Genomic DNA, 24,571 nt, shown 5'->3' with positions numbered 1-24,571 from the left:
TATGTCAGCACAAAATTTATTAGTAGAAATTGGCACAGAAGAGTTGCCACCAAAAGCACTGCGTAAATTAGCAGAAGCCTTTGCTGCAAACTTAACTGCAGAGCTAGAAACATTAGAGTTAGCACACCAAGGCGTAAGCTGGTATGCATCGCCTCGTCGTTTAGGTTTACAAGTAAAAGCGCTTGAAGCTAAGCAACAAGACAAAGAAGTTGAAAAACGTGGTCCAGCTACTAAAGCCGCATTTGACGGTGACGGTAATCCAACAAAAGCAGCAATGGGTTGGGCACGTGGTTGTGGTATTGAAGTAAAAGATGCACAAACACTTGAGACTGATAAAGGCGCATGGTTATTGCACATTGCTAAAGTAGCAGGGCAAGAAACCAAATCGCTAATGACAGGTGCAATTACTAAAGCGTTAGCTAAATTACCAATTCCTAAGCCAATGCGTTGGGGCGCGAATAAAACACAATTTATTCGTCCTGTGCATACAGTCACTATTTTATTTGGTGATGAGCTACTTGAAGGCGAGATCCTTGGTAAGAAAATAACTAACCAGCTTCAAGGTCATCGTTTTCATCACCCAGAAAAAATTAGTATTAACCATGCAGACGACGTTTTTGACGTACTTAAATCGGCTTACGTTATTGCCGATTACGAACAGCGTAAAGCACAAATTCGTACGCAAATAGAAGAGGCTGCAAAAGCAGTTAACGCTGTTGTTGCAATGGATGAAGATTTACTAGAAGAAGTAACATCACTTGTAGAGTGGCCAGTTACTTTAACGGCAACATTTGAAGAAGCATTTTTAGATGTACCAGCCGAAGCGTTAATTTACACCATGAAAGACGATCAAAAATATTTCCCGTTATTAGATCAAAACGGCAAACTTTTAAATAAGTTTTTGTTTGTATCTAACATCGAAAGTAAAGATCCAAGCGTCGTTATTTCTGGTAACGAAAAAGTAGTACGCCCACGTTTAGCTGATGCACAGTTTTTCTTTGAAACAGATAAAAAGAAAACTCTAGAAAGCCGACTAGAATCGCTTGATAGCGTATTGTTCCAAAAGCAACTTGGTACGCTTAAAGATAAGTCTGCGCGTATTAGTGAGCTTGCAGGTTATATTGCTGAGCAATTAGGTGCTGATAAAGTACTAGCAGAGCGCGCTGGTCTATTAAGTAAAACAGACTTAATGACTGAAATGGTAATGGAATTTACCGACGTGCAAGGTGTAATGGGAATGCATTACGCTCGCCATGACGGTGAAGCCGAGGATGTAGCCATAGCGCAAAACGAGCAGTACATGCCACGCTTTGCAGGCGACAACTTACCTACAAATTTAATTAGCTGCGCAGTAGCGATTGCTGATAAGTTTGACACGCTGGTGGGTATTTTTGGTATAGGCCAAGCACCTAAAGGTGACAAAGACCCATTTGCTCTTCGTCGTGCTGCTATTGGTGCACTTCGCATTATGGTAGAAAAAGAACTACCACTTGATATTTTAGACCTAGTAGCTAAATCGCAAACATTGTTTGGCGACAAGTTAACTAACTTAAATGTATCAGCTGATGTATTTGAATTTATGCTAGGGCGCTTCCGTGCTTGGTATCAAGACGAAGGTATTGAAGTAGACGTAATTCAAGCAGTGCTTGCACGTCGTCCGACTAAACCTGTTGATTTTGATCGCCGTGTTAAAGCTGTGAGCCACTTCCGTACATTAGACGCAGCAGAAGCGCTTGCAGCAGCTAATAAGCGTGTAGGTAATATTCTGGCTAAAAACGACATTACCAGCCAAGGTAGTGTTGATGAGAGCTTATTAAGCGACGACGCTGAAAAAGTATTAGCATCACAAGTAGCAAAATTTGCCACTGACCTTGCACCACTTTACGCAGATGGAAACTACCAAGAAGCATTAAGCCAATTGGCAGGTATTCGCGAAAGTGTTGATAACTTTTTTGACAACGTAATGGTTATGGCCGACGATGAAGCTGTTAAGCAAAATCGTCTTGCGCTGCTAAGCCAGTTAAGCGGATTGTTTTTAGGTATTGCAGATATTTCTGTTTTACAAAAATAACACCGATTAGCAATTTTAAAAGCCAGCGTTTTGCTGGCTTTTTAGTTTTCACTGTATGCAAAGGAAACCCCATTGATGATTTCTATGAAACGAATTTTAACCTTAGCAATTGCTGGTTTACTTACTGCCTGTACAAGCCAAATTTCGATTAACGATGTATTACCACAGCAAGAGCTTGACCGCACAATTTACTTACGTGGCGACTTTACACTGTGGGATGCAGAACCCCAGTATCAGTTTGCACCAGTTGGCCCTGCGCTTTATCAAGCAGAAGTGAAATTTTCGACGCCTGGTAAAGTGTACGAATTTAAAATAGCCGATGCCGATTTTAGTGAAGGTTACAACTGTGGTTACAGCGACGCACAACCAGCAGGGCAAAAACTAACACTCGGCCAGCCAGCTATTGCAGACTGTAATACTATTTATAACTACTTTAGCTACACGCCAGCGATAAAAGGCACCTACATAGTAAGCATTGATTACAGTGACTATGATGAGCCGAAAGTGACGATAACTAAAAAATAGCTAAGCTAAAAGTCGTCAGTTTTTAGCTGCCCGAGTGAGCTTATAGATTTGCGACAAGGACGTTGAATGAAGAATAGTAATAACAAAACAGTGAATAGATATAGCAAGCTATTACTAATTGAAACCGCTGGTTTATCAATAGCATTGCTAATATTCTTAATTATTTTGATTTGGTTGCTACTTAATGAGTATAGCTTAGGTAATATTATGAATAATGTTTTAAACTTCTTAGCAAGTTTAGGGAGTATAGCAGGCGGTTGTGCTGCCCTTTATGCATTTTACTCAATTCCAAAATGGAAAAAAGATTATGATAATAAGCTTTTTAGAGAAAAGTTATATAAAGCTTTAGCGAATATAGACGCTTTAGAAGAGTTAGTTAAACTGCAAGTTGATGCAAGAAAATATTACTGTAATTATAAAATAAATTTTAATATTGACGATGACAATACTAAAAAATATGGTATTCAAATGAATAAATGGGAGCGAGAAATATCCTACCTATTTAACTTAACTAGAGACCGCTTACTGATACTAAGTGAATATAGTTATTATTTCTCGCATATAAAAAATAATGAAATAAAAGGTAACTTAGATCTTCTAAGCCGTCATATAAAAATGATTCACAATATGCCCCGTGATACTGATATGGGTATTGACGTCAGCGCAATTCATATTGATAAGGAAAATAAAGAACATATTTTAGATACAGAAATATTTAAAAAGACTAAGGATTGTTTAAAAATACAACTTGAGAATAGTTAAATATAACTTAAAGCCCTTTCTTCACCACATACCTATAAGGTGCTTCTTCTGCATCTTTAGCCACCAGCGTGTGATCCATAAACGTACAAAAGCTCGGAATGTCGCGAGTTGTTGATGGGTCATCAGCAGTTATTAATAACGTTTCACCATCACTCATTTTACGAATAGCAGCGCGTACCATCATTACTGGCTCTGGACAGCGAAGGCCTATGGCATCTAATTGGTGATCGGGGTTATCAAAGCTCATAATAAATTGACCTGTTTAATTAAAGTGATTGCTGTGTACGCGAGTGCTTAGGTATAGCAATTAATAAGTTTGGGAGTTTAACGCAATTTTAAGTGTAATTTAACTATTTTACTTATCTTAATATGCCCATATTATTTGAAACTTTATTGCTGCAAAAGACTTTATTTAATAATACGCCCGATCACATAATTACGCTGTTACATGCTTGTTTGATAAAGGGTCGTTTTCACTTAATTAAAGCTAATAAAAAAGGCGAACTGAATAAAATCAGTCCGCCTTTTTAATCACCAAGATGGTTTTACATGTTTAAAACTAATTAGTCTTGAACACGTTCAAATACAGTGGCAATGCCTTGGCCTAAACCAATACACATAGTTGCTAAACCGTATCGTACATTTTTGTCTTCCATTAAGTGAATAAGCGATGTGCTAATACGCGAACCCGAACAACCCAGAGGGTGACCAAGTGCGATTGCGCCGCCATTTAAATTCACTTTTTCGTCAACAACATCCATTAACCCTAAATCTTTCATTACAGGTAATGATTGTGCTGCAAAGGCTTCGTTAAGTTCTACTACGCCTAGGTCATCAATTGTAATACCGGCTTGAGCAAGTGCTTTTTTACTTGCTGGTACTGGGCCGTAACCCATAATTGATGGATCGCAACCAGCGACTGCCATTGCTTTAATACGCGCACGAATTGGTAAGCCAAGTTCTTTAGCTTTTTCTTCGCTCATTACTAACATTGCAGATGCGCCGTCAGAAAGTGCAGAAGACGTACCGGCTGTTACCGTACCCGATGCAGGATTAAATACAGGGCGAAGTTTTGATAGGCCTTCTACTGTTGTTTCTGGGCGAATTACTTCGTCGTCTTCAACTAATATAAGCGAACCATCTGCTGCGTGACCTTCCATTGCTAAAATTTCGCGACGAAAACGGCCTTCAACAGTTGCCGCTTGTGCACGTTGATGTGAACGGTAAGCAAATTCATCTTGTTGCTCACGGCTAATGCCATGAAGCGTTGCAAGGTATTCTGCTGTTAAACCCATTGAGCCCGATGCTTGTGCAATCGTTGTTGCTAAGCCTGGGTGAAAGTCGTTGCCGTGAGTCATAGGTACGTGACCCATGTGCTCAACACCACCAATTAGGTAAGTGTCGCCAGCGCCGGTCATTATTGCGCGTGCAGCGTCATGCAATGCTTGCATTGACGAGCCACATAAACGGTTAACCGTTACAGCAGGTACGCTGTGTGGGATACCGGCAAGTAATGCTGCGTTACGTGCTACGTTAAAGCCTTGCTCTAATGTTTGTTGTACACAACCCCAATAAATATCGTCAATTGATGCTGGATCAACTGCTGGGTTGCGATCAAGTAAGCCTTTCATTAAATGTGCGCTTAAGTCTTCAGCACGTTTATGTTTGAATACGCCACTTTTAGAGCGACCCATTGGTGTGCGGATACAATCTACAATTACTGGATTATTCATGATATTAACCTTCCACCTTATAGAAAACACGACCTTCTTCGGCCCACTTGCGAGTTTGCTCAGATACTTGGTAAATCGCACCTAGGTGAGCGTATTTGTCTGCTGCTGCAACAAAGTTAGCTAAACCAGTTTGATCTAAGTAACGGAACGCGCCGCCTCTAAATGGAGGGAAACCAACACCATAAACTAATGCCATATCTGCTTCTTGCGGAGAGGCAACAATGCCTTCTTGCAAACACAGTAGCACTTCGTTAATCATTGGAATCATACAACGGTCGATGATTTCTTGTTTATCAAATTCTTTTGGTGCGTCTGTAATTGGGCTTAATAGCTCAACTGCTGTCTCGTCATGAGACTTTTTAAGACGACCGCGACGATCTGTTTCGTATTTGTAAAAACCGGCTTTGTTCTTTTGACCAAAACGTTTTTCGTTGGCAAAAATAGTCACAGGGTCTTTATCAGCACGAGCCATACGCTCAGGGAAACCGTCAGCCATTACGCCAGTACAATGGAACGCTGTATCAATACCTACAACATCAAGTAAGTAAGCCGGACCCATAGGCCAGCCAAATACGTTTTCCATTACTTTATCTACTTTTGCAAAGTTAGCGCCTTCAACCACTAATTTGCTAAAACCTGCAAAGTAAGGGAATAAAACACGGTTTACAAAAAAGCCTGGGCAATCGTTAACAACAATTGGTGATTTACCTAATTTAAGCGCGTAATCAACTACTGCATTAATTGTTTTATCTGAGGTCTTAGCACCACGAATAATTTCTACTAATGGCATTTTTGGCACTGGATTGAAAAAGTGCATACCACAGAAGTTTTCTGGCTTATCTAGCGCTTGTGCTAGTAAATCAATACAAATAGTCGATGTGTTTGAAGTAAGTACAGTGCCTTCTGGCATGTTCTTTTCAAGATCAGCGAGTACTGCTTGCTTAACTTTAGGGTTTTCTACAACGGCTTCAACAATAATGTTGGCGCTTTGTAGGTCTGAATCGTTAAGTGTTGGTTTGATTTTGCTAAGAGTTGCCAACATTTTTTCCATTGGCATGTGGCCACGCTTAACTTTTGCACCTAATAACTTAGACGCTTCACCCATACCTAAATCAAGCGCATCTTGTTGGATGTCTTTCATTATAATAGGTGTGCCTTTATAAGCAGACTGGTATGCAATACCGCCGCCCATAATACCTGCACCTAATACAGCTGCTTGTTTAATTTCTACATCGCTGTGCTTAGCAAATTTACGTGCTTTACCTTTAATGTATTGGTCAGCTAGGAATATACCTGTTTGAGCTGCTGCTTCTGGTGTACGTGCTAATTTAGCAAAGTTGGCATTTTCGATTGCCATTGCTTCATCGCGAGTACAGTTTGCCGCTGCTTTAATAGTACGTACAGCCATAACCGGTGCAGGATAGTGGCCTTTGGTTTTACCCATTACCATACCTTCTGCCATAGCAAAGCTCATGCCTTGCTCAACACGGTTTAATTTAAGTGGCTGTAGTTTTACGTTACGTTTTGCTTGCCAATCTAGCTTGCCAGCAATCGCAAGTTCAAGCGTTGATACACTTGACTCTAAAAGTTTGTCAGTACTAACTACCGCGTCAAACGCACCTACTTTAAGGGCATCTGCTGCGCGATTTTCTGCGCCAGAGGTAATCCACATCATTGCGTTATCGGCGCCAATGATACGTGGTAAGCGCACTGTGCCACCGAACCCTGGCATTATGCCAAGCTTAACTTCTGGTAGGCCCATTTTAGCTGTTTCGCTTGCTATACGATAATCGGTAGCAAGTGCCCACTCACAACCACCGCCAAGTGCCATACCGTTTATAGCGGTTAGGGTTGGGAATGGTAAATCTTCGATTGCATCAAAAACGTCTGTTGCATTTTTGATCCACGTTACTAATTCTGCTTCTGGTTTAGTAAACGTTGGTAAAAATTCGAAGATATCGGCACCAATAATAAAGTGCTCTTTATCACTGGTAAAAATCATGCCTTTGATATCAGTATTAGCGGCTAATTCTTTTAATGCTGCCGCGCAATCTGAAAGAGTTTTTTGAGATAATGTGTTTACAGAACCTGCAACACAAAACTTAAACTCGGCGATGCTTTCCTTTAGGAAGCTAACTTCAAAGGAATCGCTTTTATATAACATTATTATTCTCCCTAGTTGACGAACTAAGACTGGTACGATGAGTTTGCATTTCAATCAGTGTGCTTGCTTTAAATTAAAAATGCAACGAAAAATTTAACTCGGTTACAATCGACTGGTTAAAATATAGCTGGTTTGGTGCTAAGGTGGTTGAAAAGTTTTTATTCACTACTTTAATTTTTTATTAAAGGACATTATGAAAAAATATTTATTAAGTGTTGCGGCAGCTGCATTCATTTTCCCTCTTTATTCTGCCGAGGCAAGTATCGATAACGAGGCATTTTTAGATGCCGAAAAAAAAGTAAGGTACGGAAGCTACCAAGACTTTAAAGAAGCGGTTAGTGGCTTAAATCATCCGTTGAAACCTTACGTTGAAAAAACATATTGGCAGCGCCATCCAAATATTAAGTATCAAGCAGAGATAGAAGACTATTTAAACATATATCAACATACTCCGCTTGAGTGGCCGGTACGTAAAGCATGGTTAGAGTATTTAAAAAAGAAAAATAAAAAAGCAGCTTATATTCGTAATTACCGTGAAACGTCTAATACTGGGCTTACCTGTACTTATTTAGATTTTCAGCTTGATTTGGGCGCACCTGAAAAAGCAATATTTAATCAGGTAACCGACCTATGGGCTGTGGGTAAGTCGCAGCCAAATGAGTGCGATAGTTTATTTTCACAGTGGCGTAAAAAAGGCTACATGAAAGAAGAAACCGTTTGGAAGCGCGTTACACTTGCCGCTGATGGCGGTACGCAAAGCTTACTACCTTATTTAAAAACGCTGTTACCTAAAAATGAAAGCTACTTAGCAGATTTATATTTAAAAGTACGTAAAGATCCAAGCGCTGCAGCTGGATTATATAGATATAAAAATAAGTCAGCTAAAGAAGGCCAAATAGCACTTTATGGTGTTAAGCGTTTAATATGGCGCGATAAAGAGCTTGCTTTGAAGGCGTGGGAAAAGTTAGAAAAAATATTTAAGTACAGTGATGAGGAAAAAGCGGGTGTGTATTACACTTTTGCATTGTCGCTTGCTTCAAGCGGGCATAAACAAGCGAGCTTTTGGCTAAATAAAGTGCCAAAAGAGCGACTAGACAGCAAGCTTATTCAATGGCAACTGGGCAATATGCTCAAAACCCAAGATTGGGAAGGTATCGCTGCGTTTTTTACAGGTAAAGAAAACTTAAGCCTTGGCCAACAATATTGGTTAGCTTACAGCTATGCAAAACGTGGTGAGCAACAAAAAGCCGACGACATTTGGAAAACCGTAGCGGCTAATCGTGATTATTACGGCTTTTTAGCAGCTGCGCGTTTGGGTTTACCTGTTGATTTAAATAATCAACCTTTAGCTGTTGATAAGGTACTTGTAGATAAAGTAAGGAATGCACCAGGTTATAAGCGCGCAAAAGCACTTTACGATATTGAGCGCTTTACGTCGGCGCGCCGTGAGTGGAATTATTTAACGGATACGTCTAGCGATGAAGAAAAGCTAGCAGCATCACAGTTATCTACCGATTTAGGTTGGCACGACAGCACTATTTTTACTTTAGCAAAAATTAAAGCGTGGGATAACGTAGAGCAACGCTTTCCGTTTGCTTTCCAAGATGTATTTGAGCGCTACAGTAAACGTAGCAAAATAGATGTTGCCTGGAGTATTGCTATTGCAAGGCGCGAAAGCTCTTTTGCGCCAGATGCACGCTCGCATGCTAATGCACGTGGTTTAATGCAGTTATTACCTAGTACTGCTGAGTATGTAAATAAAGGCAGTGTGACAAGTAGTCGTTTATATCAACCTAAAACAAATATTAGGTTGGGTACGAGTTACTTACAATACTTAAAAAAGAAAAACCATGGCAATGAAGTGCTGGCAACAGCTTCTTATAATGCGGGTTATCACCGTATAAAGCGTTGGTTACCTGATGACGCTATTCCGGCTGAGTTATGGGTAGAGCTTATTCCGTATCGCGAAACCCGTGATTACGTAAAAAATGTATTTGCGTACAGACAGGTTTACCATACAAGAATGGGCCGAGAAGGTAATGTATTAGCGCCGCTACTCGAAATGAAAATGGGCGGTTGAATATATGATACCAATCGACCAATAACTTAACACGATAGGTATAGGTATTAATAAGGGGGATGTTTACATGTTAAATATCCCCCTTTTTTGAGCGTTTAGTGTTTAAGTGGTAGACTCAGAGCAAGTTAAATTTAACAGATGGATTAACAATGGATAAATTAGCCGTTTTATACGCCGAACATATTGCAACACTGCAACAGCGTACTCGTACAATTTGTAATAGCGAAGGGTTAGAAGGATTAGTAATTCATTCAGGCCAAGCTAAGCGCCAGTTTTTAGATGATATGTATTATCCATTTAAAGTTAATCCACAGTTTAAAGCGTGGTTACCGGTTATTGATAATCCTCATTGCTGGATTGTGGTAAATGGCAGCGACAAACCAAAACTAATATTTTATCGTCCAGTAGATTTTTGGCATAAAGTACCAGACGAGCCTCGCGACTTTTGGGCTGAGTACTTTGATATAGAGCTATTACTTCAGCCTGATCAAGTTGAAAAGTTATTACCATACGACAAAGCTAAATACGCTTACATGGGCGAATATATTGAAGTAGCGCAAGCACTTGGTTTTAGTATTATGAACCCTGAGCCTGTACTTAACTATTTTCATTACCACCGCGCTTATAAAACGCAGTACGAGCTTGAATGTTTACGCAACGCTAACCGCATTGCAGTAGATGGGCATAAAGCTGCGCGCGATACATTTTTTAATGGCGGCAGTGAGTTCGATATTCAACAAGCGTACTTAATGGCTACACGTCAAAGCGAAAATGAAATGCCGTACGGCAACATTGTTGCGCTTAACGAAAACTGCGCTATTTTGCATTACACGCATTTTGATCCAAAAGCGCCACACACGCATAACTCATTTTTAATTGACGCCGGTGCAAACTTTAATGGTTACGCTGCTGATATTACCCGAACTTATGATTTTAAAAAGCAGGGTGAGTTTGCTGAGCTTGTGCAAGCTATGACGGTTCAACAAATTGAATTAGGTAAAGGTTTAAAGCCGGGTATGCTTTATGGTGATTTACACGTTGAATGCCATAACCGTATAGCACAAATTCTAAGTGATTTTAAAATTGTTAATTTACCTGCTGAGGAAATTGTTGAGCGTAAAATTACCTCTACTTTCTTCCCGCATGGTCTAGGGCATCACCTTGGTTTACAAGTGCATGATATGGGCGGCTTTATGAGTGACGAAAAAGGCACTCATCAGCCATCGCCAGAAGGGCATCCGTTCTTGCGTTGTACTCGTCGAATAGAGAAAAACCAAGTGTTTACCATTGAGCCAGGCTTATATTTTATTGATTCACTGCTTGGTGATTTAGCGCAAACCGATAATAAGCAATTTATTAATTGGGAAAAGGTTGAGTCATTTAAACCATTTGGCGGTATTCGTATTGAAGATAACATTATTGTTCACGAAGATAGCTTAGAGAATATGACACGAGATTTAGCGCTCGATTAATTCTAGTTAACACTAATTAGTTTATACACGTTAAAATACGTACATTATTTAAAGGGGCCTTTTGGCCCCCTTTTTACAAGTTTAAAATATGTCTGAATATAAATATCCCGCTACTGACGTTTTTCATCAAGAAGAAATTAAAAAAAGTACGTTTATAGTTCACATTGCACATACCCCCGATTTAAATTCAGCTAAAGCATTTATTAAAAGCATTGAAGAAAAGTATAGCGATGCGCGTCATAACTGCTGGGCACATGTGGCAGGCAACCCCGGTGGCAGCCATGTTTATGGTTTTTCGGACGATGGTGAACCAAATGGCACTGCAGGAAAACCTATGTTAAATGTGCTGGTGGGTTCAGGCCTTGGCGAAATCACAGCTGTTGTTACACGTTACTTTGGCGGCATAAAATTAGGCACGGGCGGGTTAGTACGTGCTTATGGTGGCTCATTAAATAATGCATTAGTAAAATTGCAAACGGTACTTAAAGTTCCCAGTGTTGAAATTACAGGGAGTAGCGAGTACAGCATGCAAGGTGCGATTGAGCAGTTATTAAAAACAAAGTATCAAGTGCTTAATATTGATAAGCAATTTACTGCTAATATTGAATGGGTGATTACAATAGATAGCCGCGAAGCTCAGCAAGCAATCAAAGATATTTTTGATTTAAGTCACGGCGCAGTTGAGTTAACTATTAAAGAGTAATAACCTACACAAATTGCATGTAATGCATACTGACCCTATTTAATTTGGTTGATACTACTCAGCCTGAATTTACTAATAATAAAAGCGACAAGCTAAATGCAATTTCGTACCATCATAAAAATTCTTGGCCAACTTGTTGCGCTGTTTAGTATTACCATGGTGCCTCCGGCACTGGTGTCTTTAATATATAAAGACGGTGGTGGTGTTCCTTTTGTTTTAGCATTTATCTTTAGTGTTGTTATTGGCATGATGGCTTACTACCCAAACCGCCATGAAAACGGTGACTTAAAAGCACGTGAAGGCTTTTTAATTGTTGTTTTGTTTTGGCTGGTACTTGGGGCGTTTGCGTCCTTGCCGCTTATATTTTTACAAGAACCTAATTTATCACTCGCCGATGCGGTGTTTGAAGCATTCTCTGGCTTAACAACCACCGGCGCTACAGTACTTACCGGTATTGAGTACTTACCTAAGTCGGTGTTGTTTTATCGCCAGCAACTCCAGTGGTTTGGCGGTATGGGTATAATCGTACTCGCTGTCGCTATACTCCCCATGCTAGGTGTTGGTGGTATGCAGTTATATCGCGCTGAAATACCTGGGCCTGTAAAAGATTCCAAAATGACCCCGCGAATTGCCGATACAGCAAAGCACCTTTGGTATATTTATGTGTCGCTGACTATTGCTTGTATGCTGGCTTATTGGGCAGCAGGGATGGAGTGGTTTGATGCGATATGTCATGCATTCTCAACGGTCGCGATAGGTGGTTTTTCTACTTACGATGCTTCCATGGGGCACTTTGACAGCCCTGTAATTAACTTTATTTGTGTGTTCTTTTTAATTATTGCCGCTGTTAACTTCTCCCTGCACTACGCTGCAGTGGCGAGTCGAAACGTACAAGTTTATATTCGAGACCCTGAGTTTAAGGTGTTTTTGTGTATTCAATTAGCGCTGGTGGTTATTTGTTTTACCGTACTTTCCTCTAATGAAATATTTGCTAATGGCGATGAAACCCTCGATCAGGCATTATTTCAAGCTGTTTCTATGAGTACAACAGCAGGCTTTGCTACTGATAACTTTTCAACATGGCCTTTGTTTTTACCTATTTTACTTATATTTTCGAGCTTTATTGGTGGTTGTGCAGGCTCTACTGGTGGTGGTATGAAAGTAGTGCGCGTGTTCTTACTGTACTTGCAGGGTGTGCGTGAGCTTAATCGTTTGGTGCACCCACGGGCTATATATTCAATCAAGCTGGGTCGAAAGGCGTTGCCAGACAAAGTAGTAGAAGCCGTGTGGGGATTTTTCTCTGCGTATGCGTTGGTGTTTATTATTATTATGTTAGCGCTTATGGGCACGGGTATGGATAACATAACTGCGTTCTCAGCCACTGCGGCTTGTTTAAATAACTTAGGTCCAGGTCTGGGTGATGTAGCATCGCATTATGGCGCTATAACCGATGGTGCTAAATGGTTGCTTACCATTGCAATGGTGTTTGGTCGTTTAGAAATATTTACTTTATTAGTACTATTTACGCCTACATTTTGGCGTGGTTAAACGAGCCATTTGAATTTTAAAATACAAGTTAGTGGGAAAGGGATATGCCAACAAATTTAGAAAAGCTAAAGCATATAAGTGTAGGCAGCTTAGTCGACCTAGAAATATTAACACCTACAAGCAGTAAGCGTGTTAAAACTGAATTAGTTGGTTTACTCGATAAACAGTTTATTATTTTAAATTATCCCAATGCAAAGCGTTTACCTGTGGCGAGTGACTATTTACGTGATGGCGTAATGGTTGTTGTAAGAGCGCTTATTGAAGGTAGTGGTGGGCAAGTTATTGCGTTTCGCCAGCAAATTATGTCGGTAGCCTCTCATCCCGCTAAACTCGTGTTTATAAACTTTCCAAAGCAAGTGCAGTTATTTGCGCTACGCTCACAAACACGCATACCTACCTTATTACCTGCAAAGCTAAAACTAAGTGACGATAGGGTACTTGAAGGCCTTATTAAAGACATTTCACTCACTGGTGTAATGTTTGATATTAGAGGCGATCAGCAAGTTGAAAGTATTAAAGATATGCAATGCACTGTCGTACTTAATAGCAGTGATAAAGATTTTGAAGGTGAAATTTGCAGTGTTAAAGAGCATGCCGCAGGTGTGCACTGTGGAATTAAGCTACTAGCAAGCGAGGATGAAATGAAAGCCTTTATGAAAGAGCATTTTATAGACCCTTCTGCGCTTGAGCCTACCGTTGAATAAATAGGTTTTCGCTTATTTGCAACAAAAAGGCATTTTACGTCAGTATTTATAAAATGTTTTTTTCTCTTTCATAATTAAAATTATTATTTAAATAAAACAACTGATTACGTATTATTTTTTACAGCTTATTTTTTGTTATTAAAGCTTCCTCGTTAAAATTTATCTCAATTATTCTTTAAAATCCCTCCTTTTAAAACCGTACACTTAAAAATGTATCTTTTTATATAAACATAACTATATGTTTTTAATGATTTTAATGTCATCTCTTTAAAACGTGTTGCTAAAGGGCAACAATAACTATTCTAAAAACGCCTTCTTGTTGTACGTTTTATATTTAACTTATTGAAAATTAATAGCTTTTAAATGTTGGCATCTAAGTTGTAATAGTCTAAGTGTACTGAACGAAATCGTGATTCAAAGTGAAATACTTAATCGCACACACATAAATTTGAAGGATACATATTATGAAAAGCATTAATAAAACTTTAGCACTTATCGCTATTGCATCTTCTTCAGCCGCTTTTGCTGCAACAGATTTTGACACACTGGATGTAGACGGCAGTGGCACAATTAGCCAAGCAGAAGCATCAGTTGATGCAAAGCTAATGAGCATGTTTTCTGAGCTTGATACTGACCAAAATGGTGAGTTATCAAAAGAAGAATTTTCAGAAGCTTAATTAAAAAGTATTTATCCTGAGTTGCCAAAGACACCTAAGTAGGCAAGGGAGCTTACGAAAGAGGATAACAAGGAAGTGAAAAATTACGTTTTAAGTTAAACGAAGCAATTTTTTTGATAGAACATTGAAGGATTAAGTTATGAAACATTTAAATAAAGCATTAGCACTTATAGTACTAGCATCTTCTTCCGCTGCATTTGCAGCATCAGATTTTGACAGCCTTGATATCGATGGTAGCGGCACAATTAGCCCAAGCGAAGCGGCAGTCGATACAGATTTAATGGCTGAATTTATTGAGCTAGATACCGACGGTAGCGGCGAGCTTTCTAAAGAAGAATTCGCTAATTACTAATTAATCTTTTCAGATTAAACATTTTTCACAGTCAGGGATCTTTGAAAAGGACTTCCCATATTACTAGGAATATTATTATGAAAACATTAAATACAACACTTGCAGTTATCGTTTTAGCATCTTCATCAGCAGCATATGCCGCAGTAGATTTTGCCTCTTTTGATGCAGATGGTAACGGTGCTATTACAATGGAAGAAGCGAAGGTTAACCCTCAGCTTGTAAAGATTTTTGATGATTTGGATACTGATGGTAATGGTGAAATCTCTAAAGAAGAGTTTTCAAAAGTACAGTAATCAATATTTAAGCATACTCCATTAAAGCCGCCTTAGTCAGCGGCTTTTTTGTGTGTTCAATTAACTAATTTAAGGAACTAATTAAAGAAAGATAGCACTTACTTGGAATAGTTTTTCTACAACGGTAATGTGTTTTTTGTCGATTAAAAACATGATGACATGATCGCCCGACATAATAATTGTATCGTCGTGGGCTATCAGTACATCGTCATTACGTACTATTGCGCCAATAGTGGTACCCGCCGGAAGTTTTATATCGGCAATTGCACGACCAACCACTTTAGATGTGTTTTCATCACCATGGGCAACCGCTTCAATAGCTTCTGCCGCACCTTTACGTAGTGAATACACATTAACAATATCACCACGTCGTACGTGCGTTAATAACGCTGATATAGTGGCTTGTTGCGGTGATATGGCAATATCTATTTCGCCGCCTTGTACTAAATCAACGTAAGCTCCACGTTGAATAAGCACCATGGTTTTCTGTGCGCCCATACGCTTTGCAAGCATGGCCGACATAATGTTTGCTTCATCGTCGTTGGTTACGGCAATAAATACATCAACTTGTTCTATATGTTCTTCTGAAAGTAGTTCTTGATCAGATGCATCACCACAAAAAACGACCGTGTTATCGAGCATTTCTGAGAGTTGCTCGGCACGTTCTTTGCTGCGTTCAATTAGTTTAACGGTGTGGTTTTTTTCAAGTGAGCGGGCAAGGCCTGCCCCAATGTTACCGCCACCAGCTATCATAATTTTTTTGTACGAACGCTCAAGTTTTTGTAGCTCGTTCATTACTGCGCGTATATGTTTTGTAGCGGCAATAAAGAATACTTCGTCGTCGGCTTCAATAACGGTGGTACCCAGTGGTTTTATTGCTTTACCCTGGCGGTAAATAGCGGCAACACGAGTTTCTACATTAGGAATATGTTCTTTAAGTGCAGATAACGCATAACCTACTAATAAACCACCATAGTAAGCTTTTACGGCGACTAACGAGAGCATGCCATCGGCAAACTGCAATACTTGCAGAGCACCAGGGTAGTCAATTAAACGGCGAATATACTTAGTGACCAGTGCTTCTGGGGCAATGTAATGATCGATTGGTAAATCATCGTTTTGAAAAAGCTTTTCGCGGTATTTTAAATATTGCTCTGAGCGAATGCGGGCAATTTTAGTGGGCGTTTTAAAAATACTGTATGCCACTTGGCATGCCACCATGTTCACTTCATCTGAACTGGTTACCGCTATAATCATATCGGCATCTTCAGCGCCTGCACGGCGTAATACGTCAGGATGCGCGCTGTGGCCCATAACCCCTTGTAAGTCGTACTTATCTTGAAGTTCACGTAATCGGTTACCGTCTATATCAACAACGGTAATTTCGTTTTGTTCGCCAACTAAGTTTTCAGCAAGCGTAGCACCAACTTGCCCGGCACCGAGTATAATTATTTTCATTATTTACCCGTGGTATTGACCATAATTTAATTAAAAAAATAGCCATTTAATGTTTCATAAATGGCTAACTATTTAGTGTACGGCTATTAGGCTTTTTTAACTAGCTTAGCGTAATAAAATCCATCACTTTCACCGGGCAGTAACTGCAAACCTGGAGTTGTTACGGTATCATTTTCGTGTAGAGGTATATGTTCTACATCATCGTTATTAGCTAAAAACTTAGCAACTTGCTGTTGGTTTTCTTGTGGAAGAACCGAACACGTAGCATATACCAATGTGCCACCTGGTTTTAACAGTGGCCAAATGCTATCAAGAATATCGCTTTGTAATTTAGCTAAGTCTTCGATGTCTGATGCGCGACGTAACCATTTTATATCAGGGTGACGGCGAATTACGCCAGTGGCTGAACAAGGCACATCAAGCAAAATACGATCAAATAATTTTTCGTCCCACCAAGTATGTGGTTGTGAGGCATCGCCACATTGTAGGTCTGCACCTAAGCCAATACGCGTTAAGTTTTGCTTAACGCGTTCAAGGCGAGTTGAGTCGCTATCAAGTGCAAGTACATCAGCATCAGCAAGCTCTAATATATGACATGTTTTACCGCCAGGTGCTGCACAGGCATCTAAAATGTAGTCATCTGCTTTAGGTTCTAAAAAGCGTGCTGCAAGTTGGGCTGCTGCATCTTGTACTGAACATGCACCCGTATCAAACTCAGGCAACGAAAATACATCGCGTGGTTTGGCAAGCTTAATCCCATCTATAAAGTCTGGGTTTAAGGTGTGTTCAATGTCGTTAGCGCTAAGCATATCGCTGTATTCTTGCGTACTAAATTGCGATTGATTTACACGTAACCACATAGGTGCTTGTTGTTGGTTTTCTGCAAGTATATCTTCCCAGCTATCTGGATAGGCTTCTTTAACTTGTTTGATAAACCAATTTGGGTGGTTGTATAAGCACACAGGGATCAGCTTTGCTTTTTCTTCAAGCTCTGCTTGTTGGCGCTGAAAACTACGTAAAATAGCGTTTATTAGCCCTTTTAATCCTAAAGCGCGCAGTTGAGCCAGTGCGTTTACCGTTTCTGAAATGGCAGCATGCGGTGGTACGCGCATATGCTGTAACTGATAAATACCCACGTATAATAAAAACTGAAATATTCTACGTTTACCTTTTAATGGCTGCTCTACTAAGTGTTGGCAGTAATTTTCAAGGCTCGGTAAGTAGCGTAAAACGCCGTAACAAATTTGCTGTAGCAGCGCTTTATCTTTAGGCGGCAAGCCTTGGCTTGCAAATGGAAGTTCTTGATTAAGCGATGCGCCTTTATCAACTACGTTATATAAAGTTTCAGCGGCCAGCGCTCGTACGTTTGGAACATTACTCATTGTTTTCGCCTAATATTGTGCCAGGAGTAACCCAGTCACTACGACCATTTAAAAAGTCGTTAATTGCCATTGGTTTTTTACCTTGCGGTTGTAATTGCGTAATACATAAAGCATGTTCGCCACATGCCACTACTACACCATTTTTGTCGCTTGATAAAATTTGCCCAGGATTACCTAATTGCTGCACAACCTGCGCTTGATAAATCTTTACTGTTTGCCCACCCATTTGGGTAAAGCACACTGGCCATGGATTAAAAGAGCGAATGTTTCGCTCAATTTGCAGCGCACTCATTGACCAGTCGATATTAGCTTCCTCTTTAGAAAGCTTTTTAGCGTAGTTAGCAAGTTCATCATTTTGAGGCTCAGGGGTGATCTCACCATTAGCTGATTTATTAATGGTTTCAATCAACGCGTCTGGGCCTAGCTCAGCAAGTTTTGTATATAAACTTTCGCTGGTTTCGGTGGCGCTAATAGGGCAGCGGCTTATATGTAGCATATCGCCGGTATCTAGCCCTTCATCCATTTGCATTATTGTTACGCCAGTTTGCTCGTCGCCTGCCCAAATTGCGCGTTGAATAGGTGCAGCACCGCGCCAGCGCGGTAATATAGAACCATGCACATTTAAGCAACCTAACCGTGGGGCTTCTAATATAGCTTTAGGTAAAATTAAGCCATACGCTACAACAATCATAATGTCGGCGTTTAAGCTTGTTAGCTCAGCTAGTGCTTCATCATTTTTTAATGATTGAGGCTGAAAAACCGGTAAGTCGTGCTCAAGCGCTAGCGCTTTAACTTCACTGGCTTTTAATTTTTTACCACGACCTGCAGGGCGATCTGGCTGGCTATATACACCCACTATTTGGTGTTCGCTTTGAATCAGCGCTTGTAAATGACGTGCGGCAAAGTCCGGCGTACCGGCAAATATAATGCGTAATGGTTGAGTCACTGAGTTTTCCTAAGGTGCTTATTACTAGTCTGCAAACTTGGCTTCTTTTTCAAGCTTTTTACGAATACGTTGGCGCTTTAATGGAGATAAGTAATCAATGAACAGCTTACCTTGAAGGTGATCTAGTTCGTGTTGAATACAAATAGCCAGTAATTCATCTGCATCTAATACAAATTCTTCACCGTCTTCGTTTAGTGCAGCGACTGTTACTGTTTCTGCGCGGTCTACTTTTGCGTACGAGTTAGGTACTGATAAACAGCCTTCTTCGCTAACGGTAGAGCCGTCTTTTTTGATAATTTGTGGGTTAATTAATACCAGTGGCTCATCGCGCTCTTCTGATACATCAATAACGACTATTCGTTGATGAATATCTACTTGCGTGGCAGCAAGCCCAATGCCATTTTCATCGTACATTGTCTCTAGCATGTCTTTTACAATTTGACGTACTGTGTCGTCAACTTGTGCAACATCTTTTGCTATAGTACGTAAACGCTCATCTGGAAATCTTAAAACTTCTAACCTAGCCATAGTTACCTTTTCACTTGTGCTTAATTTAGGGTATTGTATGCTCTTATTTTAGCCATTCGCGTTCACCTTTAACAGGTTTTGGGCAATAATAATGAAAAAACAATACAAGGAAGCTCAATGAAATCTCCATTACTTGCAATCATGCTCACATTAAGCGCTGCATTCCCCGCAGTCGCTGATGTACTTAAAATAAAAAAAGATGCACCAAAACAGTATGTTGTAAAAAAAGGCGATACGCTTTGGGATATTTCTGGCATCTATTTAGATGAGCCTTGGCTCTGGCCTGAACTTTGGCAAATGAATCCACAAATTGACAACCCGCACCTAATTTACCCCGGTGATGCATTAGCGCTTATATACGATGCAGATGGAAACCCACGTTTAGTGATCAATAAAGGCTATAGAAAATTATCTCCTCAAGGGAGGATTACACCAAAAGGGCGTGATGCTATTACTACTTTGCCGCTTGAAATGATTAAACCTTATATCAGTTACGAGCAAGCAATGAACAGTGATGATATTAAAGGTAAGCCTTATATTTTAGGTGCTAACGAAAATACTAAAACACAAACGTTAGGCCACATTTTATATGCTAAAGGCGACTTACAAGTTCATAAAGCGTATGCCATTTACCATAAGGGTGACCCTTACACAGATCTAACCGGTGAAGTATTAGCAACACGTGCATCTTACGTGGGTGTCGCACGTGCATTTAGAACGGGTGATGAACACAATGGTGTACCGTCGTCGTTACGCGTTGAATCGGTGAAACGAGAAATTCAACAAGGTGATTTTTTAATACCAGCAATGGAAGGTCAAATGCTTCCAGCGTACTTTAATATACACCGTCCCTCTGAGCCTGTAACAGGTAATATTATTGCTTCGCCACGCCACGTTAGAGAATTCAGCACAATGGATGTTGTGGTGCTAAACTTAGGCAGTGAAAAAAATATAGAAGAAGGTCATGTATTAGATCTAGAACGTCAATCGCCAACGGTTATTGATGGTCCTCGTGGCCCTCGTTACCCAGAAGATTCTAGTAAATACGAGAAGCTTTTATCTGATGCAAGCCAATTATTTGGTGGTGAGTCTGACGAAGAAAATACAACGTGGACTATGCCTAAAGAAAAAGTTGGCGAGCTAATTGTCTTTAAAGTGTATGACAAAGTAAGTTATGCATTAATAACTAAAAACCAGCACCCAATTCGCATTGGAGATATTGCAGTTATTCATTAAGAAGTAGCGAGTCGGTGCTCTAGGAGAGAGCATGGATCAGTCATCTGGCAAGCTAGCCCACTGGCTTGCCTTTTATATGTGTAAAGGGTTGGGTATAAAAACCCTTTTAGCATTATCTACAAACTATTCCCTTGGGTCGCTATTCGACTTACCCCATGACAAGCTTTTACAGCTTGGATTAACTGCTAATCAAGCGAGTAATTTACTCAACACCAATTGGCAGCAAGTAAATCATTATGAGCAATTAATTGCGCAGCAGGGCATTACCGTAGTCTGTATTTTTGATGCGCTTTATCCTGAGGATCTTCGTCAGATTTCCAGCGCGCCTTTATTACTATTTTGCAGGGGCGATGTCTCGTTATTAGCTACGCCGCAAATTGCAATAGTAGGAAGTCGTAATGCGACACCCACCGGGCTTGAAATAGCCTCAGAATTTGCATACGAGTTAACTTTGGCTGGTATTACAGTTACTTCAGGTATGGCACGGGGAATAGATGGAGCAGCGCATAAGGGCTCTCTTGCTGGTACGGGTAAAACTATAGCAGTGCTCGGTACTGGGGTTGATATTTACTATCCAAAACGCCATAAACTATTAACAGACCAAGTTTTAGAAAGCGGCCTGCTGGTGAGTGAGTTTTTACCAGGAACGGCGGCTAATGCTCATAACTTTCCGCGTCGTAATCGTATTATTTCTGGGTTATCGTTGGGAGTGCTTATTGTTGAGGCTGAAATTAAAAGCGGTTCGTTAATAACAGTACGTTATGCGCTTGAGCAAAATAAAGAGGTGTTTGCAGTACCGGGTTCTATTAAAAACCCGTTAGCGCAGGCAAGTCACTTTTTAATAAAGCAAGGCGCTAAGCTAGTAGAAAACGTAGCCGACGTTCTTGATGAGGTGAGTTTTACTTACGACAGTAACTTAGGTAATAAAGAGCAACCGATTCAAGCCAATTCTCAATGCGAGGTTTTAAATAGTATTGGCTTTGAGGTAACCAGCGTAGACGACATTGTACGTCGTACGCAGTGGCCAATAGACAAAGTACTCGCTAGATTGCTCGATTTAGAATTAGACGATCAGATTGAGCGCGTGCTAGATGGTTATATTAAGTTAAGCGCAGGAAGGTAATATGTTTGATATTCTTTTATATCTTTTTGAAAATTACATTCATAGCGAAGCGGATATATTTGCCGAGCAAAATGAGCTAACCGATGAGTTATTACGCGCAGGTTTTAATAAGCCTGAGATATTTAAAGCCCTCGATTGGCTAGAGCAACTGGCCGACTTACAACACAGTGACGAATCTCCTTATTTAATAGCTAACCCTAAAGATGCAGTGCGTATATTTACCGATAGCGAGTGCCAAAGGCTCAGTGCTGAGTGTCGTGGCTTTTTAATGTTTATTGAGCAAATAGGCGTTATTAACAATGTGACTCGTGAAATGGTAATGGACTGTTTAGCCTCACTCGATAAAACAAACATAAGCTTAGAGGATTTAAAATGGATTGTGCTTATGATTTTGTTTAATGTTCCTGGCTCTGAGGAGGCGTATGAGCAAATGGAAGATTTGATTTTTGATGAACCCAGCGAACTTCTTCATTAGAGTAAATTATCTTGATTGTACTCAAATTACTTAAACGGATAAGCACAGCATTGCTTGTATCTTTAAGTGGTTTGGGTATATTAGGCGAAAATTCACCAACCTATTAGGATCACTATGAGTAAAATCGACCATTCGCTTTTCTCGGCGAACAAGCACGCCCTCGAAAAAGAATACGAGATATGCCCACAGTGTGGTTCAGAGTTAGTGATCCGCAATAGTAAATCAGGCCCTTTTTTAGGATGCGCAAGTTATCCTAAATGCGATTTTATTAGACCGTTGGCACATCACGATAGTAATGAAATCAAAATATTAGAAGATTCAGCATGTCCTGAGTGTAGCAAACCGCTGGTGGTTAAAAATGGTCGCTACGGTATGTTTATTGGATGTACGGGTTATCCAGAGTGTCATTACATTGCTAACGAAAATGAAGAAAAACAAAGCGAAGACACTTTGCCTAGCTGCCCAAAATGTAAAAAAGGTCATTTAGTTGCGCGTAGTAATAAGTTTGGTAAAGTATTTTACTCTTGTGATTGCTACCCAAGTTGTAAATACACACTTAATAACAAACCGGTCGAACACCCTTGCCCACAATGTAATTGGCCAATCGTCATAGAAAGAAATATGGCAAACGGTACATTATTGCAATGCCCACAAAAAAGTTGCATGCATAAGCTCGCCCCAACTGAATAACGTTTAATTATATCTGGAGACTACTTTGTCAGACCTTTCAAATACGCCCACTGCAATAACATGCTTAACGCAAGGCGAAGTTATTTTATACCCAACAGAAGCTGTATATGGTTTAGGTTGCGATCCAGATAATCAACAAGCCGTTGAAGCGCTATTAGCTATTAAGCAGCGTCCAGTTGAAAAAGGGCTTATTTTAATTGCTGATAATTACGGGCAGTTATTAAAATACGTAGACGATGCAAAAATACCAATGGATAAACGCGCTGATATTTTTTCCAGTTGGCCTGCAGCAATTACATGGGTTATGCCTGCTTCTAAAAATACGCCTAAATGGTTAACTGGGCAGTTTGATACCATTGCAGTAAGGGTAACAAACCATCCAACAGTAAAACGTTTATGCCAAGAGTTTGGTAAGCCGCTAGTATCAACCAGTGCAAACTTAACAGGGCAAAAAACTGTTATTAGTATTGAGCAAGCTAAAGCGCAATTTGCAGAGCAAGTTGGTTTTTACGTTGACGAACCGTTAGGTGGTAATACTCAGCCAAGCACAATAAAAGACGCCATGACTGGCAAAATATTTAGAGGTTAATATGCAAAGCGAATTATTAGATCAAGTAAAAGCATACTTTATGGCTTTGCAAGACACCATTTGCCAAGGTTTAGAGACCGCAGATGGCAGCGCTAAATTTATAGAAGATAACTGGCAGCGAGCCGAAGGCGGTGGTGGTCGTACGCGTGTAACTACAAATGGTACTGTAATAGAGCAAGGTGGAGTTAATTACTCTCATGTATTTGGCGCTTCAATGCCAGGCTCTGCAACAGCACATAGACCAGAGCTTGCAGGGCGAAGCTTTCATGCATGTGGTGTGTCGTTAGTTATCCATCCAAAAAATCCTCATGTACCAACAAGTCATGCCAATGTGCGCTTTTTTATAGCCGAAAAAGAAGGCGAAGAGCCAATATGGTGGTTTGGTGGCGGGTTTGATCTCACTCCTTTCTATCCAGTATTAGAAGACGTACAGCATTGGCATCAAGTTGCTCACGATATTTGTGCGCCATTTGGCAGCGAGGTTTATCCAAAATACAAAACATGGTGCGACGAGTACTTTTATTTAAAGCACAGAGATGAGACGCGCGGAGTAGGCGGTTTATTTTTTGACGATTTAAACGAACTTGGCTTTGAAAAGAGCTTTGCGTTTATGCAATCGGTGGGGAATGGCTTTTTAGATGCTTACTTACCAATTATAGAACGTCGCAAAAATGATGAATACACAGAGCAACAACGTGATTTTCAGCTTTATCGTCGCGGACGCTACGTTGAGTTTAATCTAGTGTGGGATAGAGGAACGTTGTTTGGGCTACAAAGTGGCGGGCGTACAGAGTCTATATTAATGTCTATGCCACCACTTGCACGCTGGGAATATAACTATAAACCAGAGCCAAGTAGCCCAGAAGCTAATCTATATCAGTATTACTTACGCCCGCAAGAGTGGTTAACTAGTCAGCCAAGTGAGCTGATAGCCAGAGAATGGCAATTATAATAATTATACAGTAATCAAAATGGCGCTAATTAGCTGTCTCTTGATCACAAGTCTGGCTCAAGAGATTTTGCTAAATCGTAGCCTTCCAGGATGGCTTGTAACTTAAGC

Annotated in this window: 24 protein-coding genes; 17 read left to right on the top strand and 7 right to left on the bottom strand. The window is 40.2% G+C overall.

Annotated features, from left to right (window positions below):
- The first annotated feature begins 1 nt into the window (after position 1).
- The 3 genes from glyS to I6F66_RS16965 all read left to right on the top strand — a co-directional run bounded on the left by glyS (position 2) and on the right by I6F66_RS16965 (position 3,358).
- Positions 2–2,071 (top strand): glycine--tRNA ligase subunit beta, encoded by a 2,070-nt coding sequence (gene glyS / locus I6F66_RS16975; RefSeq protein WP_197161615.1) that lies wholly within the window; start codon positions 2–4, stop codon positions 2,069–2,071.
- 75 nt (positions 2,072–2,146) lie between these two features.
- The gene (locus tag I6F66_RS16970; protein WP_197142510.1) at positions 2,147–2,596 is read left to right on the top strand and encodes a hypothetical protein; all 450 of its coding nucleotides are present in this window, start codon (positions 2,147–2,149) and stop codon (positions 2,594–2,596) included.
- A gap of 66 nt (positions 2,597–2,662) precedes the next feature.
- Positions 2,663–3,358, top strand: a complete 696-nt coding sequence (locus I6F66_RS16965; RefSeq protein ID WP_197142508.1) for a hypothetical protein — start codon at positions 2,663–2,665, stop codon at positions 3,356–3,358.
- A gap of 7 nt (positions 3,359–3,365) precedes the next feature.
- Here the strand turns inward: I6F66_RS16965 and tusA are convergent, their stop codons facing one another.
- The 3 genes from tusA to fadB all read right to left on the bottom strand — a co-directional run bounded on the left by tusA (position 3,366) and on the right by fadB (position 7,255).
- Entirely contained in the window at positions 3,366–3,605 is a 240-nt protein-coding gene (gene tusA / locus I6F66_RS16960) for a sulfurtransferase TusA (RefSeq protein ID WP_007377644.1), read from the bottom strand.
- A 316-nt stretch (positions 3,606–3,921) separates the two neighbouring features.
- On the bottom strand, positions 3,922–5,091 hold the full coding sequence (gene fadA / locus I6F66_RS16955) for an acetyl-CoA C-acyltransferase FadA (protein WP_007584192.1): 1,170 nt from the start codon (positions 5,089–5,091) through the stop codon (positions 3,922–3,924).
- Between the two features lie 4 nt (positions 5,092–5,095).
- Entirely contained in the window at positions 5,096–7,255 is a 2,160-nt protein-coding gene (gene fadB / locus I6F66_RS16950; protein ID WP_165729279.1) for a fatty acid oxidation complex subunit alpha FadB, read from the bottom strand.
- 193 nt (positions 7,256–7,448) lie between these two features.
- Here fadB and I6F66_RS16945 point away from each other — a divergent pair, with 193 nt between their 5' ends.
- From I6F66_RS16945 to I6F66_RS16910, 8 genes are all read left to right on the top strand, one after another.
- Positions 7,449–9,335: a transglycosylase SLT domain-containing protein gene (locus tag I6F66_RS16945; protein ID WP_165729280.1), complete on the top strand. Its 1,887-nt coding sequence runs from the start codon at positions 7,449–7,451 to the stop codon at positions 9,333–9,335.
- A 149-nt stretch (positions 9,336–9,484) separates the two neighbouring features.
- Positions 9,485–10,807 carry a Xaa-Pro dipeptidase gene (gene pepQ, locus I6F66_RS16940; RefSeq protein WP_197161599.1) on the top strand — a complete coding sequence of 441 codons (1,323 nt, stop codon included), beginning with the start codon at positions 9,485–9,487 and terminating at the stop codon, positions 10,805–10,807.
- 88 nt (positions 10,808–10,895) lie between these two features.
- Positions 10,896–11,510: a YigZ family protein gene (locus tag I6F66_RS16935; protein ID WP_008171987.1), complete on the top strand. Its 615-nt coding sequence runs from the start codon at positions 10,896–10,898 to the stop codon at positions 11,508–11,510.
- Positions 11,511–11,606: 96 nt separating this feature from the next.
- Complete coding sequence (locus I6F66_RS16930; RefSeq protein WP_121953916.1) at positions 11,607–13,058, top strand: TrkH family potassium uptake protein; 1,452 nt, start codon at positions 11,607–11,609, stop codon at positions 13,056–13,058.
- 44 nt (positions 13,059–13,102) lie between these two features.
- A complete protein-coding gene (locus tag I6F66_RS16925) occupies positions 13,103–13,762 on the top strand; it encodes a flagellar brake protein (protein WP_165729282.1) in 660 nt (219 codons plus the stop codon).
- Between the two features lie 464 nt (positions 13,763–14,226).
- Positions 14,227–14,439 carry an EF-hand domain-containing protein gene (locus tag I6F66_RS16920; protein WP_004335175.1) on the top strand — a complete coding sequence of 71 codons (213 nt, stop codon included), beginning with the start codon at positions 14,227–14,229 and terminating at the stop codon, positions 14,437–14,439.
- Positions 14,440–14,578: 139 nt separating this feature from the next.
- Positions 14,579–14,791, top strand: a complete 213-nt coding sequence (locus I6F66_RS16915) for a calmodulin (protein WP_004335174.1) — start codon at positions 14,579–14,581, stop codon at positions 14,789–14,791.
- 77 nt (positions 14,792–14,868) lie between these two features.
- Complete coding sequence (locus tag I6F66_RS16910) at positions 14,869–15,084, top strand: EF-hand domain-containing protein (protein WP_007584177.1); 216 nt, start codon at positions 14,869–14,871, stop codon at positions 15,082–15,084.
- A gap of 81 nt (positions 15,085–15,165) precedes the next feature.
- Here the strand turns inward: I6F66_RS16910 and trkA are convergent, their stop codons facing one another.
- The 4 genes from trkA to def form a co-directional block, all read right to left on the bottom strand.
- Entirely contained in the window at positions 15,166–16,542 is a 1,377-nt protein-coding gene (gene trkA, locus I6F66_RS16905) for a Trk system potassium transporter TrkA (protein ID WP_004335170.1), read from the bottom strand.
- Between the two features lie 86 nt (positions 16,543–16,628).
- Positions 16,629–17,924 carry a 16S rRNA (cytosine(967)-C(5))-methyltransferase RsmB gene (gene rsmB / locus I6F66_RS16900; RefSeq protein ID WP_197209498.1) on the bottom strand — a complete coding sequence of 432 codons (1,296 nt, stop codon included), beginning with the start codon at positions 17,922–17,924 and terminating at the stop codon, positions 16,629–16,631.
- Positions 17,917–18,870, bottom strand: a complete 954-nt coding sequence (gene fmt / locus I6F66_RS16895; protein ID WP_197209497.1) for a methionyl-tRNA formyltransferase — start codon at positions 18,868–18,870, stop codon at positions 17,917–17,919. The genes rsmB and fmt overlap by 8 nt, the downstream gene beginning before the upstream one ends.
- Before the next feature lie 24 nt (positions 18,871–18,894).
- On the bottom strand, positions 18,895–19,398 hold the full coding sequence (gene def, locus I6F66_RS16890; RefSeq protein ID WP_197209496.1) for a peptide deformylase: 504 nt from the start codon (positions 19,396–19,398) through the stop codon (positions 18,895–18,897).
- 117 nt (positions 19,399–19,515) lie between these two features.
- Here def and I6F66_RS16885 point away from each other — a divergent pair, with 117 nt between their 5' ends.
- The 6 genes from I6F66_RS16885 (at position 19,516) to hemF (ending at position 24,463) form a co-directional block, all read left to right on the top strand.
- Positions 19,516–20,634: a LysM peptidoglycan-binding domain-containing protein gene (locus tag I6F66_RS16885; RefSeq protein WP_197209495.1), complete on the top strand. Its 1,119-nt coding sequence runs from the start codon at positions 19,516–19,518 to the stop codon at positions 20,632–20,634.
- A 31-nt stretch (positions 20,635–20,665) separates the two neighbouring features.
- Positions 20,666–21,757 (top strand): DNA-processing protein DprA, encoded by a 1,092-nt coding sequence (gene dprA, locus I6F66_RS16880; RefSeq protein ID WP_197209494.1) that lies wholly within the window; start codon positions 20,666–20,668, stop codon positions 21,755–21,757.
- A gap of 1 nt (position 21,758) precedes the next feature.
- Entirely contained in the window at positions 21,759–22,232 is a 474-nt protein-coding gene (locus tag I6F66_RS16875; protein WP_197209493.1) for a DUF494 family protein, read from the top strand.
- Positions 22,233–22,346: 114 nt separating this feature from the next.
- The gene (locus I6F66_RS16870; protein WP_166421555.1) at positions 22,347–22,922 is read left to right on the top strand and encodes a type I DNA topoisomerase; all 576 of its coding nucleotides are present in this window, start codon (positions 22,347–22,349) and stop codon (positions 22,920–22,922) included.
- A gap of 25 nt (positions 22,923–22,947) precedes the next feature.
- Complete coding sequence (locus I6F66_RS16865; protein WP_197209492.1) at positions 22,948–23,511, top strand: L-threonylcarbamoyladenylate synthase; 564 nt, start codon at positions 22,948–22,950, stop codon at positions 23,509–23,511.
- Between the two features lies 1 nt (position 23,512).
- Complete coding sequence (hemF, locus tag I6F66_RS16860; protein ID WP_197209491.1) at positions 23,513–24,463, top strand: oxygen-dependent coproporphyrinogen oxidase; 951 nt, start codon at positions 23,513–23,515, stop codon at positions 24,461–24,463.
- Positions 24,464–24,571 lie beyond the last annotated feature (108 nt).

The sequence above is a fragment of the Pseudoalteromonas sp. NZS100_1 genome, from assembly GCF_015864285.1.
Lineage (GTDB): Bacteria > Pseudomonadota > Gammaproteobacteria > Enterobacterales > Alteromonadaceae > Pseudoalteromonas > Pseudoalteromonas arctica.
Note: the sequence above shows the minus strand (reverse complement) of the source record. Positions and strands in the feature narration are given on the sequence as shown.